Origin of the sequence: Amycolatopsis orientalis DSM 40040 = KCTC 9412 (genome assembly GCF_000478275.1) — a bacterium.
Classification (GTDB): domain Bacteria; phylum Actinomycetota; class Actinomycetes; order Mycobacteriales; family Pseudonocardiaceae; genus Amycolatopsis; species Amycolatopsis orientalis.
This window is the reverse complement of the sequence record NZ_ASJB01000083.1, coordinates 104727-119617: the sequence shown is the minus strand read 5'-3', so window position 1 is coordinate 119617 and position 14891 is coordinate 104727. Positions and strand designations below refer to the sequence as shown.

The following is a 14891-nucleotide window of genomic DNA, read 5'->3' as shown; positions in this document are numbered from 1 at the left end:
TACGAACGATCGTGCTATATTCTAGGGTGTGAGCACTCTGGAAGTGAACGAGGTCTTCGTGGGGCGGCCGTCGGTGCTGGGGACGAAGCGCGATGTCCCGGTGTACAGCGCCATCGCGAAATCGCGGGTGGAGACGCCCGTTCTGCGGCTCGGCGAGATCAATCTGGCGGGTGACGACCAGGCGGATCGCACCGTCCACGGTGGCGTCGACAAGGCGGTTTACGTCTATCCCGCCACGCACTACGCGGCCTGGACGGAGCAGGGTTTCCCGGTGGCCGCGGGCGATTTCGGGGAGAACGTGTCGGTGGCGGGGGCCGACGAGTACGACGTGCGCGTCGGCGACATCTGGGCTTGGGGAGACGCGCTGGTCCAGGTCTCCCAGCCGCGGACGCCGTGTTTCAAGCTCGCGATGAAGACCGGCCGCAAGGACGTCATCCCGGCGATGATCGATTCCGGCCGCAGCGGGTGGTACCTGCGCGTACTGCGGACGGGTGAGGTTCCGACTTCGGGACGCATGACGCTCGAAGAATCCGATCCGGCGAACCCGACGATCGCCGAGGTGTATGTCGCGTCGTTCACCAACGTCGCCCAATTGACCGATGATCGCCAGGCCGCTTATTGGGCGCTGCTGGACCGGGTGCTCGCGGCGCCCGCGCTCTCCCGGCAGTACCGTGACGGCCTGGAATCGGCGAAACGGCGTCGGGAGGAACGGCATGCCGGTTGACGGCCGGGTGGCCCGCGGCGACGCGACGAGGCGGATCGTGCTGCGGCGTGCCGTCGACATCGCCTCCGTCGAAGGGCTCGACGGACTGTCCCTCGGCAGGCTCGCCACCGAGCTCGAATTGAGCAAATCCGGGGTGTTCGCGTTGTTCGGCTCCAAGGAGGACCTGCAGCTCGCGGCCGTCGAAACGGCGAGCGCGATCTTCGCGGAGAACGTCGTCGTCCCGACGATGGAGGTCGAGCCCGGGATCGCCCGGTTGCGCGCGCTGTGCGCGAACTGGCTGGACTATTCGGAACGCCGGGTGTTCCCCGGCGGCTGTTTCTTCTTCAACACCGGCGCCGAGTTCGACGCGCGGACCGGCCGGGTCCACGACGCGGTCGCGAAAGCGAGCCGGGCCTTCGCCAAGTTCATCCGGTCGACGGTCATGGAAGCCCGGAAGGCCGGGCAGCTGCGTGAATCCGTCGATGTGGACCGGCTGGCCTTCGAACTGCACGCCCTCGGCCGGGCCGCGAACGCGGACTCGGTCATGTTCGGCGGCGCGGAGCCGTACGCGCTGGCGCGGGCCGCGATCACCGCCCGCCTCGACGCCGCGGTCGCGCCATGAAAGGTCCTTTCCTGGCAAAATTTGCCAGGAAAGGACCTTTCATGGCATTCGCGAGGCGCTACTTCCAGTCGACCTGAGTGGACCGGTAGAAGTCGATTCCCTGCTGAACCCACCGCGGGCTCTGCTTCGCCAGCCGGAGCCGGTACGCGTCCCAGGTCCGGGAAGCCTTCGGCGACCAGCCGATCTCGGCGTAACCCGGCAGCCTCGGGAACGCCATGAACTCGATGTCGTCACTGGTGACCAGCGTTTCCGACCACAGCGGCGCCTCGACCCCGGCGACGTTCTGCTCCGTCACACCCTTCAGGTACGTGGCCGGATCCCAGTCATAGCCCGTCTTGACCTCGATCAAGCCGGCCCAGTCCAGGCCGAGGCGCGTTTGCGGGTTGTACTTCATGTCCAGGTACGCCTTGTTGGCGGGCGACATCAGGATCTTGTTGCCCCGTTGCGCGGCCGCCGCGACATTGGCGTCCGTGTCGGTCGTGCCCCAGTACTGCGGGATGGCCGAAGCGGGCGGGTTCGTCTTGGCGATGTCGTGCCAGCCGGTGATCTGCTTGCCGTACTTCGCGACGATCGGCTGGACCTTCTTGGCGAAGGTCTGGTAATCCGCCGGGGTGGTCGCGTGCGCCTCGTCGCCGCCGATGTTGAGGTACTTCCCGGGGGTGATCGCGGACAGTTCGCGGAGGACGTCGTCCACGAACTTGTAGGTGATGTCCTTGTTGATGCACAGCGAGCTGTAGCCGACCTCGGTGTCCGTGCGCGGCGGCACCGCGACACCGTCGCAGTTCAGCTCGGCGTAGGAGTGCTGGGCCGCGTTGGTGTGCCCCGGCATGTCGATCTCGGGAACGACCGTGATGTGCCGCGAAGCCGCGTAGCGCACCAGGTCCTTGTACTGCTCCTGCGTGTAGTACCCGCCGGGAGCGCCGCCGACGGCGGTCTGCCCGCCCACGGTCGCCAGCTTCGGCCAGCTCTTGATCTCGATCCGCCAGCCCTGGTCGTCGCTCAGGTGCAGGTGGAGCGTGTTGATCTTGTACTGCGCGATCTGGTCGATGTAGAGCTTGACCTGCGCCGGGGTGAAGAAGTGCCGGGCGACGTCGAGCATCGCGCCGCGGTAGCCGAAGCGCGGGTAGTCGAGCACGGTGCCGCCCGAGACCACCCACGAACGGTGCTGGACCGTTTTCGCGTCGATCGCCGACGGGAGCAGCTGACGCAATGTCTGCACGCCGAGGAAGAGGCCCTTGTCGGTGTTCGCCTTCAGTGTCACGCCGGCGGGGGACACCTTGAGCTGGTAGCCCTCGGTGCCGACACGGCCGCCCGCGTGGCCGGTTTCGAGCGAGATGGCGGGTCCGCCGCCACGGTGCCCGGCCACGACGGGCAGCCGGTAGCCGGTGGCGGGCCGGAGCAGCCCGGCCAGGTAGTCGGCGACCTGCTTGCCGTCGCGGTCGGTGCGGATCACGGTCGCGGGGCTGAGCCGGAAGTCGGCGCGGGGGTCGGGTTTCGCGTCGACCGGCGCGGGGACGACGTCGGCGACCGTCCGTTCGGCCTTCGCGTACCGCTCCGCCGCGGGATCCGCGCTCGCCGCGGCGGGCAGCCCGAGGGTCACGAGACCCAGGACGGCCACACCGAGCACGGTGGTGGACAGGCGTTTACTCATGGAGCACCTCCGGTCGGGGAACTGGAGACTCTCTTCTCCTAGAGGTATAGACCAATAGGGCAAACGCGACAACACCCGATCGGACTACGACGGCGTACCGGTCACCGGTTCACTCGCCGCGTAACACCGCTTTCAGTGCATCGAGAACGCTCGCGTCCTCGATCGTCGAGGGCACCTGTTCGTCGCGGCCGTCGGCGATGCCCCGCATGGTCTTCCGCAGGATCTTGCCGGAGCGCGTCTTCGGCAGCGCGTCCACAATGGACACGTCACGGAACGCGGCGACCGGGCCGATGTCGCGCCGCACCAGCGCGACCAATTCGGCCTTGAGCGTTTCGGCGTCGGCGTCGACCCCCGACTTCAGCACCACGAAACCACGCGGAAGCTGCCCCTTGAGCTGGTCCCGGACCCCGATCACCGCGCATTCGGCGACGGCGGGATGCGACGCCAGCACGGCCTCCATCGAACCGGTCGAAAGCCGGTGACCCGCGACGTTGATGACGTCGTCGGTGCGGCCCATGACGAACAGGTAGCCGTCTTCGTCGACGTATCCGGAGTCACCTGTCAGGTAGTACCCGTCATACCGCGAAAGGTACGCCTCCCGATACCGCTCGTCGTCCTGCCAAAGTGTCGGCAACGAACCCGGCGGCAGGGGCAGCCTGATCGCGATCGCGCCTTCCTTCCCGGCCGGGAGCGGCTCGCCCGCCTGGTCCAGGATCCGCACGTCCCAGCCCGGCACCGGTTTCGTCGCGGAACCGGGTTTGACCGGCATCGGCTCCAGACCGCGCGGATTCGCCGCGATCGGCCAGCCGGTCTCGGTCTGCCACCAATGGTCGATCACCGGGACCCCGAGCTTCTCGTGCGCCCAGTGGTAGGTCTCCGGATCGAGTCGTTCCCCCGCCATGAACAGCGTCTTGAACCCGCCGAGCTGGTATTTCTTCATTTCGTCCGCGTCCGGGTCGACCTTCTTGATCGCCCGCAACGCCGTCGGCGCGGTGAACAACGCCTTCACTCCGTGGTCGGCGATGACGCGCCAGAAAGCGCCCGCGTCAGGCGTGCCGACCGGCTTGCCCTCGTACATCAGCGACGTCGATCCGATGAGGAGCGGCGCGTACACGATGTAGGAATGGCCGACGACCCAGCCGACGTCGGACGCCGTCCACCACACGTCACCGGGCTCGATGTCGTAGATCGTGCCCATCGACCAGGCCAGCGCGACCGCGTGCCCGCCGTTGTCGCGCACGACGCCTTTCGGTTTCCCCGTGGTACCCGAGGTGTACAGGATGTACAGCGGATCGGTCGCGGCGACCGGTACCGGATCGGCGGGAACCGCCTTCGCGACCAGTTCGTGCCAATCGACGTCGCGTTCGCCGAGTTCGGCGCGGGCCCGCTCTCGCTGCAGCACGACGACCTTGTCCGGCTGGTGTGCCGTTCCCGCGAGTGCTTCGTCGATGATCGGCTTGTACTCGACCACCCGGGTCGGTTCGATTCCGCACGAGGCCGCCACGATCACCTTGGGTTTCGCGTCCTCGATCCGCGCCGCCAGTTCCTTGGGCGCGAACCCGCCGAACACCACCGAGTGCACCGCGCCCAGCCGGGCACACGCGAGCATCGCGACGGCGGCCTCGGGCACCATCGGCAGGTAGACGATGACGCGGTCGCCCTTCCCGACGCCGAGCGAGGCGAGCGCGCCGGCGAACCGGGCGACGTCGTCCAGCAATTCCGCGTAGGTGAACCGGCGGACCGAACCGGTCACCGGGGAGTCCCAGATCAGCGCCGTCCGCTCGCCGCGGCCGTCCCGCACGTGCCGGTCGAGCGCGTTGAACGCCGTGTTCAGCTCCCCGTCCGGGAACCAGCGGTAGAAGGGCGCTTTCGACGCGTCGAGCGCCCGTGTCGGCGGGCGGGTCCACTCGATCGCTTGTGCGGCTTCGAGCCAGAAACCCTCCGGGTCTTCGAGGCTCCGCTGGTACGACTCCGCGTACATCGAATGCTCCTTCGCGCTCGGATACGGACCCCATCATGGACTTCCGGCAGCGCTAATGCCTGGTGGTAACGGCGAGGAGACGGCCGCGACAACCCGGCAACCCTGTGAGGGCGTAGAGCGTCCTAAGCTGAACTAGGGAAAAACGGCCGGAAACGGCCTTAACTAGCGAGGGGAGCGGGGTCCATGGGACTAGCGAGCGCGCTGCTTTCGTTCGCGCACGGCCTGTTCGGGCCAGGTATCTGGCCTGGGGACTGGGTGTGGGCGACGAGCACCGCGGGAGCGCTGGTCGCGTTGCTGCCCGCACTGGGGGCGATGATCGTCGCGATCATCCGCAAAGGCACCGGCAATCGCTACGACGTGGTGACCCTGTCCGTCTTCGGCGGGATCGGCGTCGTCGCCGTCTTCCTCCTGCCGTGGCTGCTGGCCACCGGTGTTTCGCAGACCTATCAGGAAGCCGCCTCGACGAAATCGGGCGGGCAGTCCGGTTTCTCCGGCAGTGACCTGTCGACTTTCAACACGGAATACAACCCACTGGTCGGCGCGCAGAGCGAGTACCTCGGGCGTGGCCAGAACGTGTACGAGGTCCTGTTCTATCCGAACGGGATGCAGCTGAGCTACATCTTCTACCTGATCCTGCTGGTCGGTCTACCCGCGCTGTCCTTACTGTTCGTCATGCTGCAGGCACGGACCGCGTTCCGTCGCGGCCCGAAGTGGCCTTCGCGCTTCTTCTGGATCCCGTTCGTGCTGATGGTGCTGGCGAGCGTCGGCATGGGCGCGAACACCGCCGTGCACTTCTGGCTCGGCTTCCTGCCGCTCAGCGTGCTGGGCCTGATCCCGGTCGCGCTGGTCGGCCCGCCGCCGTGGTCGGTGATCAACCGGCCGGAGCCGCAGCCCCGGCCGAAGGTCGAGCCGTACCGCCCGGAGCCGCCCGCCCCGAAGCCGCAGCAGCAGCTGCCCCCGCCGCCCAAGCAGTACCCGGCGACCGCGCTGGCGCAGACACCCGAACCGCCCGCGTTGGCCGCGATGCCGGGTCCGGTCCCGGCGCCCCCTGGTTCCCGCAACTCCGGCGGCAGCCGCTACAACCGCGTCCGGCGGCTCGGCCACGGTGGTTTCGGCACCGTCTGGGAAGCGGTCGATACCCAGCTCAACCGCACTGTCGCGCTGAAGATCGCGCACGCGCCGGACCGGGACACCGAGGAGCGGATGCAGCGCGAGGCCCGTGCGCTGGCCGTGGTGAACCACCCCAACTGCGTCCGCGTGTACGACCTCGTCGAGGAGCCCGACGGGCTCGCGCTGGTGATGGAATACCTCGAAGGCAGGTCGCTGGCCGAGATCGTCGACTCGCAGGGCCCGCTCGACGACATCGCCGCCGGGCGGCTCTGGTCGACCATGGCCGGCGCGCTCGCCGCGGCGCACGAGAAGGGTGTGCTGCACCGCGACCTCAAGCCGTCGAACATCATCCTCGACCGCAACGGCCTCGCGCATCTCATCGACTTCGGCATCGCCCGCAGCCAGGGCGACTCGAAGATGACCGCGACCGGGATGATGATCGGCACGCCGGACTTCGTCGCCCCCGAGCAGGCGATGGGTTCCCCGGCGAGCCCGGCGTCGGACGCTTGGCAGCTCGCGGCGACGGTCAGCTACGCGTTGTCGGGCCAGCCGCCGCGCGGCACCCGGGAGACCCCGATGGCCGCGCTGATGGCCGCCGCCCGCGCCGAACCGGTGTCGAAGCTGCCGAACCGCAGCGCCCACGCGCGGATCCTCATCGCGTCACTGGACCAGGAACCCCGCCGCCGTCCGACGCTAGCCGCCGTGCGGCGCGACGTCGAAGGCTGGCTGGCCCGCGCGGGTAAATCGCCGGACGGCCCGGTGACGCAGATCGTTCCGCGCCGCCCGCCGCAACCGCACCACCAGCCGCAGCCGCAGCGCCACCCGCGCTGACCTGCGCAAAGAGAGCAAGGGACCTTTGCTGTCGTTAGTTAGTGTGCTAACGAACGCTAGCAAAGGTCCCTTGCTCTCTCACTTGATGATGACCCAGGTCCCCCCGCGCCAGCCCATGGTGAAGATCTTGGGGTCGCCGTCCATGATCGTCGCCTTCGGCGCGATCGCCTCGGGCGGGACGATCACCTGGTCGGGCCCCTGACTCTTCACCTTCGCCCGGTCGACCCGGGTGACTTTCAGATTCTTCAAATCCGCGGGCGTGAACATCTCGAACTGGATCGGGGTAAGGCTGCGGCACTCCTTCATCCCGCCGTCGAACGCCGGCGCGGTGATCCGGCAGACGGTGTCGAGGTCCTTGTCGCCCAACGCGTGGTGGTACTCCTCCATCACGGTCGCGGCCCCTTCCGGGGTGTGCGCCACCGCGCCGCCGGTGGCGGGTTTGGTGACCGTCGCGGCGGTCGCCGAAGGAACTGTCGCGCTGGGAGTCGTAGTCGACGTAGGCGCGCTCGAGCTGCTGCTCGGCGCCACCGAAGTGCTCGGAACGACCGAAGGCTGCGGTGCCGCGGTTCCCGGTGTCTGCTCTTCGCAGCCCGCGAGCAAGGACAGTGCCGCTGCCGCGCAGGTCATTCCGAGCGGTCGGATAGTCATGGTGCCCCCTGTCGAACTGCTACTGACCAGGAGAGAGTAACAACTAATGCCCAAGTGTCACACTTGAATCGGGAAATCAGCCGTCACCGTTGATCAGGGCGAGCATCGACACCGACAAGATGAGCTGGGCGGATACGCAGGTCCGGTTCATCGCTTCCTTCTTCTTGCCGATGAAGTCGACCTGCACGACCTGGCCGTTGCTCAGCTGGACGCTCAAGGCGCAGGTCTCCTCGGTCTGCTCGAACCTGGCCTTCAGCGTGCCGAACATCCCGTTCCGCACCTCCGCGCCTTGTTTCGGCGGCACGGCCTCGAGACCGCCCGTGCCGGTCGTGTACATCCCCACGGCCTTCGCGTAGGCGACTTCGTGAGTGCAAGTCGGCCCAAGCGGGCTCTCGCCCTTCTGCGCGCCTTCGCGGCCGGCGTTGATCCCGGCATAGTTCGTATGAGTGAACTTGACGACCTCACAGATGTCGGCGTCCTTCAGGGCCTCCGCGGGCGGCTCTTGAACAGTGCCCGGCGCGGGCTTGCCACCGGCGAGCGGCACGAATTTCTTCAGCACCACTTCGGCGACCTTCTTCGCCAGTTCACAGTGTTCGGCGCGACTGCCGGCTTCGTCGCTGTCGACGTCGTAGGCGTCGACAGCGATCGAGGCGTAGGCGCGGACATCCATGTTGACCGAGCAGAACGTCGCCGGTTCCGGATCGAAGGCGTAGGTCCGGCCCTTGATCCCGGCGATCTCCACCGGTTCCATCACCGGGGAGTCCTGCGTGATCCAGCTGTACGGGCTGTAGGCGTGCACCTGCGCGCCCTTGTTGTTCGGGAACACGAACTGGCAGCCGCTGAGCACGCCCTTGGTGCTGATCAGGCCGAGCGGCTGCAGGTCGGGTTTGACCGCGTCCAGCCAGGTACAGCCTTCTTCACCCTGCCTGGACGGCAGGGCCAGCGGCTGATCGAGCACCTGATCGCTGAAACCCGATCCGTCGGCGGGCGGCTTGTACTTCGGATACTTCGTTTCACTCGCACCCGGTGCCGAACCTTCGCGGAAAGCCGTGCCGTCGATGGCGCTGGAGCATCCGGTGAGCAGAAGGGCGATGGCCACGAAATACGGCCAACGAGACATGGTGACCCCCCGTAGTCCTCAATTTCGGACGGGAGTCTAAGTCGCTTTCAGCGGCTTCGCTGGGTCTTGGGTCAACCGGTCGTGGTCACTTCCAGGACGGGAGCCACAACTCGGCGTTCCAGTGCTCGTTCGTGATCGCGTTGCCGTTGAGGATCGGCCACAACCAGGCGAAATTGGCCACGACGAGGCCCACGTAGAGGGCGACGACGAGCAGACCGGTGCCCCGCCGCTCGAATCCGCGTTTCGCGCTGCCGAGGATCTGGCCGAGGATCAACGTCAACCCGAGTACCAGGAACGGCGCCAGCGGGGTCGCGTAGAAGTAGTACATCTGGCGGTCGAGGTTGGTGAACCAGGGCAGGTAACCGGCGAAGTAGCCGACGAGCACGGCGGCGTAGCGCCAGTCGGCGCGGAAGAACGACCGCCACAGGCTCCAGCCCAGCATCGGCAGGGCCAGCCACCACATCGCCGGGGTGCCGATCAGCATCGTCGCCCGCACACAGGTCGACTCGCCGCAGCCGGTCGCTTCGGTCCCGCCCGCGTACGCGTAGAGCATCGGCCGCAATCCCATCGGCCAGGTCCACGGCTTCGACTCCCACGGATGCGGTTTGTCCTTGGGCGTGACCAGGTTCGCGTGGAAGTCGAGGACGTTCATCGAGTAGTCGCCGAGCGAGCGCAGCGCGGGTGGCATCCAGGCCCAGAAACCAGGGTCGATGTCCTTGATCGCCACGTAGTTGCGGTCGGTCGCGGTCTCACTCGCGAACCAGGCCCAGTAGCAGGCGAAATACACCAGGACCGGGATGACGACGATCGCCCACAGCGCGGGCAGCACGTCGCGGCGCAGCGTGCCCGCCCACGGGCGCTGCACCCCGGCGGCGCGACGGGCGGCGACGTCGAAGAAGACGGTGAGCAGCCCGAACGCGGCGATGTAGTACAGCGCCGACCACTTGACGCCGAAGGTCAGCCCGATCATCAGGCCACCGGCGAACCGCCACCACCGGAAACCCAGCTTCGGGCCGAACCGCGATTCGTTGATCCAGCCTTCGCGGACGGCGACGGCGAGCCGCCGCCGCACCTGGTCGCGGTCGCACAGCACGCAGGCGAACGCGGCCAGCACGAACAGCGCGATGAAGATGTCGAGCATGCCCATCCGCGACTGCAGGTGCAGTACGCCGTCGCTGATCACCAGGATCCCGGCGACCGCGCCGAGCAGGGTCGACCGGGTGAGCCGCCGGGCGACCCGGATGGTGAGCAACACGATCAGCGTGCCGGCCAGCGCGGGCATGATCCGCCAGCCCCAGGCGTTGTAGCCGAACAGCCATTCACCGATCGCGATGAGGTGCTTGGCCAGGGGCGGGTGCACGATCAGCTCGTAGCCGTAGTTGTCTTCGTAACCGCCGTTGCGCAGCATCTGCCACGCCTGCGGGACGTAGTGCTTCTCGTCGAAGACGGGGGTGCCCTTGTCCGTCGGCGTGCCCAGGTTCTGGATCCGGACGATGCCGCCGATGAGCGTCAACACCAGCGTGACGATCCAGCCGCGCAGGCGGTCGGTCGGCATGCCGCGGCCGAGGAGGGTGGCCTCCCGGTCGTTCGGTGGCCGGAGCGCGTCGACCGGATCCGGCCGCACGCTCTCGTTGTCACGGGTCAGCAGCGCGGTCACGGGGCCTGATCCTACGGGCGGAAGAGTGAACTCGGTGTCCGGATCCGTGAACCGGTTAACCTTCGGGAATGACCGAAGGACGCCTCGTGCTGGCAGCCACCCCGCTCGGAGACGTCCGCGACGCTTCGCCACGCCTGTCCGAAGCCCTCGCGACCGCCGACGTGATCGCCGCCGAAGACACCCGCCGCCTGCGTTCCCTGACCGCCGCCCTCGACGTCTCGCCGATCGGACGCGTGGTCAGCTTCTACGAGGACGTCGAGACCGCCCGCCTGCCGAAACTGCTCGAATCGCTCCGGTCGGGCGAAACGGTGGTGCTGGTGACCGACGCCGGGATGCCGAGCGTCTCGGATCCCGGATTCCGCCTGGTGGCGGCGTGCGTCGAGGCGGAAGTGCCGGTGACCTGTCTGCCCGGCCCGTCCGCGGTGACCACGGCGCTCGCCCTCTCCGGCCTGCCGTGCGACCGCTTCTGTTTCGAAGGATTCGCCCCGCGCAAGCCCGGCGAACGTGCGAAGTGGCTCGGTTCGCTGAAGGACGAGCCCCGTACCGTCGTCTTCTTCGAGTCGCCCCACCGGTTGGCGAGCACGCTCTCCGACGCCGCCGAAGTCCTGGGCTCCGACCGTCGCGCCGCCGTCTGCCGCGAGCTGACCAAGACGTATGAAGAGGTCAAACGCGGCAATCTTCCGGAGTTGGCCGCTTGGGCCGCCGACGGGGTCAAGGGGGAGATCACCGTCGTCCTCGCGGGTGCGCCTCCGCGCTCGGTGAGCGTCGCGGACCTGGTTTCGGAAGTTTCGTCGCGAGTCGCCGCAGGCGAACGCCTCAAGTCCGCCGCCGCCGAAGTCGCCGAGGCCACCGGAGTGTCGAAGAAGGAGCTTTACGACGCCGTCCTCGCGTCCCGCAAATAGGGCTAGGTCAACAAGGCCTTCGCGGCCGCGTGAGCCTTCGTGGAGTCGGGCTCGGCACCCGTGATGACGTCGGTGTAGATGAAGGACTCCCCGATCCGGACCAGCAGGTAGGCCAGGTCCTCGACCGGCAGCGGCGGGGCGAGCCGCCCGGCCGCGACTTCTTCGTCGAGGAACTCGCTCAACTTCGCGATCGCCCGGCTCTGCACCACGCTGGCCTTCGTCGTCAGGATCCTCAGCGCCCGCTCGGGCTCGTTGCGCAGGAACTCCCGGAACGGCTTCGAGTCGTTCACGGTCCGCACGAAGGTGCCGATCAGTTCCGCGATCCCTTCCGCGCCGCGGCCGAGTTTGCCGGGGACCCGTGCTTCGAACACCTCCACGGTCATCGACCACAGGATCTCGCCCAGCAGCTGGTCCCGGCCGCCGACCCAGCGATGCAGCGTCGCGCGGCTGATCTCCAGCTCGCCCGCGAGGTCGCGCATGTCCACACGGCGTCCCGCCAGGAACCAGGAGCGCGCGATCGTGAACGCGCGCACGGCGTCCGGGCGCGGCGAAGTCAGCTGGCGTTCAAGTGCGGTTTCGATGAGTGAAACATATCACGACCTGTCTCATGAATGAGACATATGCAAGAATGTCTCATCTCGATGAGGAGGATGCGGATGCGTGCAGTACAGGTGACCGAATTCGGCGGACCCGAGGTGCTCAACCTCGTCGACCTGCCCGATCCCGTTCCCGGCCCTGGTCAGGTGCTCATCGACGTCGACCGTATCGGCGTCAATTACGCCGATACGCACCAAGCCGAGAACTCCTACCTCGCGCCGAGCAAGCTCCCGCTCGTGCCCGGCGGCGAGGTCGTCGGCCGGACCGCCGACGGCAAGCGCGTCGTCGCCCTGCTCAACGGAGGCGGCGGCTACGCCGAGCGCGCGGTGGCGGACGAGGTCACCACCTTCGGCGTGCCGGACGGGGTCGACGACCTGACCGCGCTCTCCTTCATCGTCCAGGGCACCACCGCCGCGGTCCTGCTGCGCAAGAACGTGCACCTCGAACCTGGCGAATCCGTCGTCGTGCACGCGGCCGCGGGTGGTGTCGGCTCCATCGCCGTCCAGCTGGCGAAGGCTTGGGGAGCGGGCCGGGTCATCGCGACCGCCAGCAGTGACGAGAAGCGCGCGCTCGCGCTCGAGCTCGGAGCCGACGTCGCCATCGATTCCCGCGCCGAGAACATGACCGACGCACTTCGGGAAGCGAACGGCGGTAAACGCGTCGACGTCGTTCTCGACATGACCGGCGGCTCTGTGACGGATCAGAGCATCGCGGCGCTCGCCCCGTTCGGCCGCCTCGCGTTCTATGGCATGGCCAGCCGTCGGCAGCCGAAGCCGATCGAAGCCCGCAACCTCCTCGGGCACAGTACGACCGTGTCGGGGATGTGGCTGCCGCACGTTTTCAAACTGCCGGGGAACGTGTTCGGTCGCGCGCTGGACGATCTCTTCTCGCTGGCGCTCGCGGGGCAGGTGCGTGCCATCGCCGGTGGCGAGTACGCGCTCTCGGACGCCCGCGTCGCTCACGAAGCCCTGCGCTCGCGCGGGACCACCGGCAAGCTCCTGCTGGACCCCGCCAAGTAGGTCAGCCGAGCAACCGCTCCAGCGGAGCGGATTTGTGCAGGCATTCCTGCCATTCCGCTTCGCTGTCGGAGTCGGCGGTGATCCCGCCGCCGACTCCCAGTGCGATCGTGCCGTCGTGGATTTCGAAGGTTCTGATCGCGACGTTCAGTTCCAGGCCCGCGATCGGCGACGCGAGCCCGATCGCGCCCGTGTAGACACCGCGCGCCGTGGGTTCCAGTTCGGCGATCAGGTCCAGCGCCCGGATCTTCGGCGCGCCCGTCACCGAGCCCGGCGGGAAGGTGGCCGCGAGCAGATCCGCGTCGCCGACCCCGTCTGCGAGCAATCCCTCCACAGTGGACTCAAGATGCCAGACCCCCGGCGCGGGCCGGACCTTGAGCAGCTCCGGTACGCGCACACTGCCGGTGGCGCAGACCCGGCCGAGGTCGTTGCGGACGAGGTCGGTGATCATGACGTTCTCGGCGACGTCCTTGGTCGATTCCCGCAGCCGCTGCGCGAGGTGATCGTCGTCGGCGTTCCGCCGGGGCAGGGTGCCCTTGATCGGCGTCGACCGGACATTTCGTCCATGCCGCGCAAGGAAAAGCTCAGGGGAGAACGAGACGATCGATCCCCACTCGCCGCTGAGGAACGCCGCCCGCCGGGCGGGCAGGCACCGCACCCCTTCGGCGAACAACGCGATCGGATCGCCGTCGAATTCGCCGGTGAAGCGCGCGCAGATGTTCGCCTGGAACAGCTCGCCGGCCTCGATCGCGTGCACGCATGCCTTGACGGCGTCGTAATGTTCCGACGGCAGCGGACGCGACAGCGGACCGGAGTTCCATCTCGTGGCTTCGAGGGGCTCGTCGAGCAAGGATTCGACCGTGGAAACCTCGCCGACCGGATCCGGGTCGTCGTCGGCGAGCAAAGCCTCGAACCACCACGAACCGTCCAGGTCCAGCCGCAGTACCCGGTCGACCCAGCCCCAGGCCGCCGGTGGAAGGTCGCCCGAACGGTGCGAGGGATCGGTCAGGTCATAACCCAGGTAACCGAACCAGCCGCCCCCGACCGCGCCGGGCACGGCGTCACGGACCACGGGCAGACGAGTGGGAATCGCGAACGCTTCGGCCACATTCCGGACAGGAGACGGGGAAGCACTCAGCGCGATGACCGCGCGTGAGGAGAACCAGTCTCCGCACAGCGCCGCCGGGGGAGCGGAGCCGAGAGTCTTGGCACGCAGGCCGAGAGCCGCCAGCGCCCGCTCGGGCGCGACGTCCGTCCGCAGTTTCCGGCACATCAACCGCACGCGACATTGTCGCTGCCCGAGCGGTCGAAAAGGCAACCCGCGCCTCCCGGAAAGTGACATCCGCGACCACGAGGACCCACGTCGGTGACACTGTGCGCCCCCGCCGTCACAAGTGAATCGCTACAGGAGCACGTCACCGAGGGTGAAGGGGTAGACCACGGCGTCCTGGGCTATCGGCCCCTGCACCCCTGGCAGACCGGTGCCGAAGCCATGCTGATGCAGGCCCAACCGGGAATGGAACCATCCAGGTCTTCCCGGGATCTCGTTGTGCCTCACCAGCCACAACACCACTTCGCTGTCCGCCCACTTGTCCGGGTGCAGGCGGTTCGTCCAGCAGTCGAGTCCGGCGTACACCAGGACTCGTTCGATACGTGCCGCGTGCCTGACATGTTTGATCCACGCCTTGATGAACCGGTCGTCGACGCTGGGCGCCTCCACTTCGAGCGCGGGCGCGAGCGAACCGGGGGCGAAGGCCCCGAGTGCGCTGGCCGTCCGCACGAAATGGTCTGCCTGATCGTGGACCGCGCCGGGGCGCGCGTAGTGCCGCGCGCCGGTGTGGATTCCGGCGTGCTGCGCGCCCGCCAGATTGCGTTCCGCGGCGACGTCCCGCCAGTTGGTGTTCTCGCTGACGGTGACCGAGGCGAACCGGATGTCGGCGCCACGCACCGCCGCCCAGTCCGTCACCGTCTCTCGGTGGGACAGGGTGACGCCGTGTTCACCTTCCGGATCGATCAAAGTCACCTGCCTCGAATTTCGCCCCAGTACGCCGGA

At 67.9% G+C, this 14891-nt stretch carries 13 protein-coding genes; 5 read left to right on the top strand and 8 right to left on the bottom strand.

The features are described 5' to 3' along the window. Nucleotides 1–28: 28 nt before the first annotated feature. Both L324_RS31705 and L324_RS31700 read left to right on the top strand, forming a co-directional pair. Entirely contained in the window at nt 29–724 is a 696-nt protein-coding gene (locus tag L324_RS31705; RefSeq protein ID WP_152547060.1) for an MOSC domain-containing protein, read from the top strand. Further along, a complete protein-coding gene (locus tag L324_RS31700; protein WP_037317415.1) occupies nt 714–1325 on the top strand; it encodes a TetR/AcrR family transcriptional regulator in 612 nt (203 codons plus the stop codon). Before L324_RS31705 ends, L324_RS31700 begins: the two co-directional genes overlap by 11 nt. A gap of 58 nt (nt 1326–1383) precedes the next feature. Here the strand turns inward: L324_RS31700 and L324_RS31695 are convergent, their stop codons facing one another. Together L324_RS31695 and L324_RS31690 are read right to left on the bottom strand one after the other, a co-directional pair. Then, nucleotides 1384–2976 carry a beta-N-acetylhexosaminidase gene (locus tag L324_RS31695; protein ID WP_037317412.1) on the bottom strand — a complete coding sequence of 531 codons (1593 nt, stop codon included), beginning with the start codon at nt 2974–2976 and terminating at the stop codon, nt 1384–1386. A gap of 109 nt (nt 2977–3085) precedes the next feature. Beyond that, a complete protein-coding gene (locus L324_RS31690; RefSeq protein ID WP_037317409.1) occupies nt 3086–4957 on the bottom strand; it encodes a propionyl-CoA synthetase in 1872 nt (623 codons plus the stop codon). 183 nt (nt 4958–5140) lie between these two features. Here L324_RS31690 and L324_RS31685 point away from each other — a divergent pair, with 183 nt between their 5' ends. After that, a complete protein-coding gene (locus L324_RS31685) occupies nt 5141–6898 on the top strand; it encodes a serine/threonine-protein kinase (RefSeq protein ID WP_037317406.1) in 1758 nt (585 codons plus the stop codon). Between the two features lie 78 nt (nt 6899–6976). On the opposite strand, the gene L324_RS43765 is transcribed toward L324_RS31685, so the two are convergent. The 3 genes from L324_RS43765 to L324_RS31665 form a co-directional block, all read right to left on the bottom strand. After that, a complete protein-coding gene (locus L324_RS43765) occupies nt 6977–7546 on the bottom strand; it encodes a hypothetical protein (RefSeq protein ID WP_235783707.1) in 570 nt (189 codons plus the stop codon). Nucleotides 7547–7622: 76 nt separating this feature from the next. Then, nucleotides 7623–8666 carry a DUF3558 domain-containing protein gene (locus tag L324_RS31670; RefSeq protein WP_037317400.1) on the bottom strand — a complete coding sequence of 348 codons (1044 nt, stop codon included), beginning with the start codon at nt 8664–8666 and terminating at the stop codon, nt 7623–7625. A gap of 85 nt (nt 8667–8751) precedes the next feature. Then, the gene (locus L324_RS31665) at nt 8752–10323 is read right to left on the bottom strand and encodes a dolichyl-phosphate-mannose--protein mannosyltransferase (RefSeq protein ID WP_037317397.1); all 1572 of its coding nucleotides are present in this window, start codon (nt 10321–10323) and stop codon (nt 8752–8754) included. Nucleotides 10324–10391: 68 nt separating this feature from the next. Between L324_RS31665 and rsmI the strand changes: the two genes are divergently transcribed. Next, a complete protein-coding gene (rsmI, locus tag L324_RS31660; RefSeq protein ID WP_037317394.1) occupies nt 10392–11225 on the top strand; it encodes a 16S rRNA (cytidine(1402)-2'-O)-methyltransferase in 834 nt (277 codons plus the stop codon). A 2-nt stretch (nt 11226–11227) separates the two neighbouring features. Here rsmI and L324_RS31655 read toward each other — a convergent pair whose 3' ends face one another. Further along, complete coding sequence (locus L324_RS31655) at nt 11228–11758, bottom strand: QsdR family transcriptional regulator (protein ID WP_268871963.1); 531 nt, start codon at nt 11756–11758, stop codon at nt 11228–11230. Between the two features lie 123 nt (nt 11759–11881). Between L324_RS31655 and L324_RS31650 the strand changes: the two genes are divergently transcribed. Further along, nucleotides 11882–12841, top strand: coding sequence for a quinone oxidoreductase family protein (locus tag L324_RS31650; RefSeq protein WP_037318748.1), 960 nt, complete (start codon nt 11882–11884; stop codon nt 12839–12841). A 1-nt stretch (nt 12842) separates the two neighbouring features. Here the strand turns inward: L324_RS31650 and L324_RS31645 are convergent, their stop codons facing one another. Together L324_RS31645 and L324_RS31640 are read right to left on the bottom strand one after the other, a co-directional pair. Further along, a complete protein-coding gene (locus tag L324_RS31645) occupies nt 12843–14120 on the bottom strand; it encodes an aminodeoxychorismate synthase component I (protein ID WP_037317388.1) in 1278 nt (425 codons plus the stop codon). A 120-nt stretch (nt 14121–14240) separates the two neighbouring features. Further along, on the bottom strand, nt 14241–14855 hold the full coding sequence (locus tag L324_RS31640; protein ID WP_037318746.1) for a glycoside hydrolase family 25 protein: 615 nt from the start codon (nt 14853–14855) through the stop codon (nt 14241–14243). Nucleotides 14856–14891: the final 36 nt, after the last annotated feature.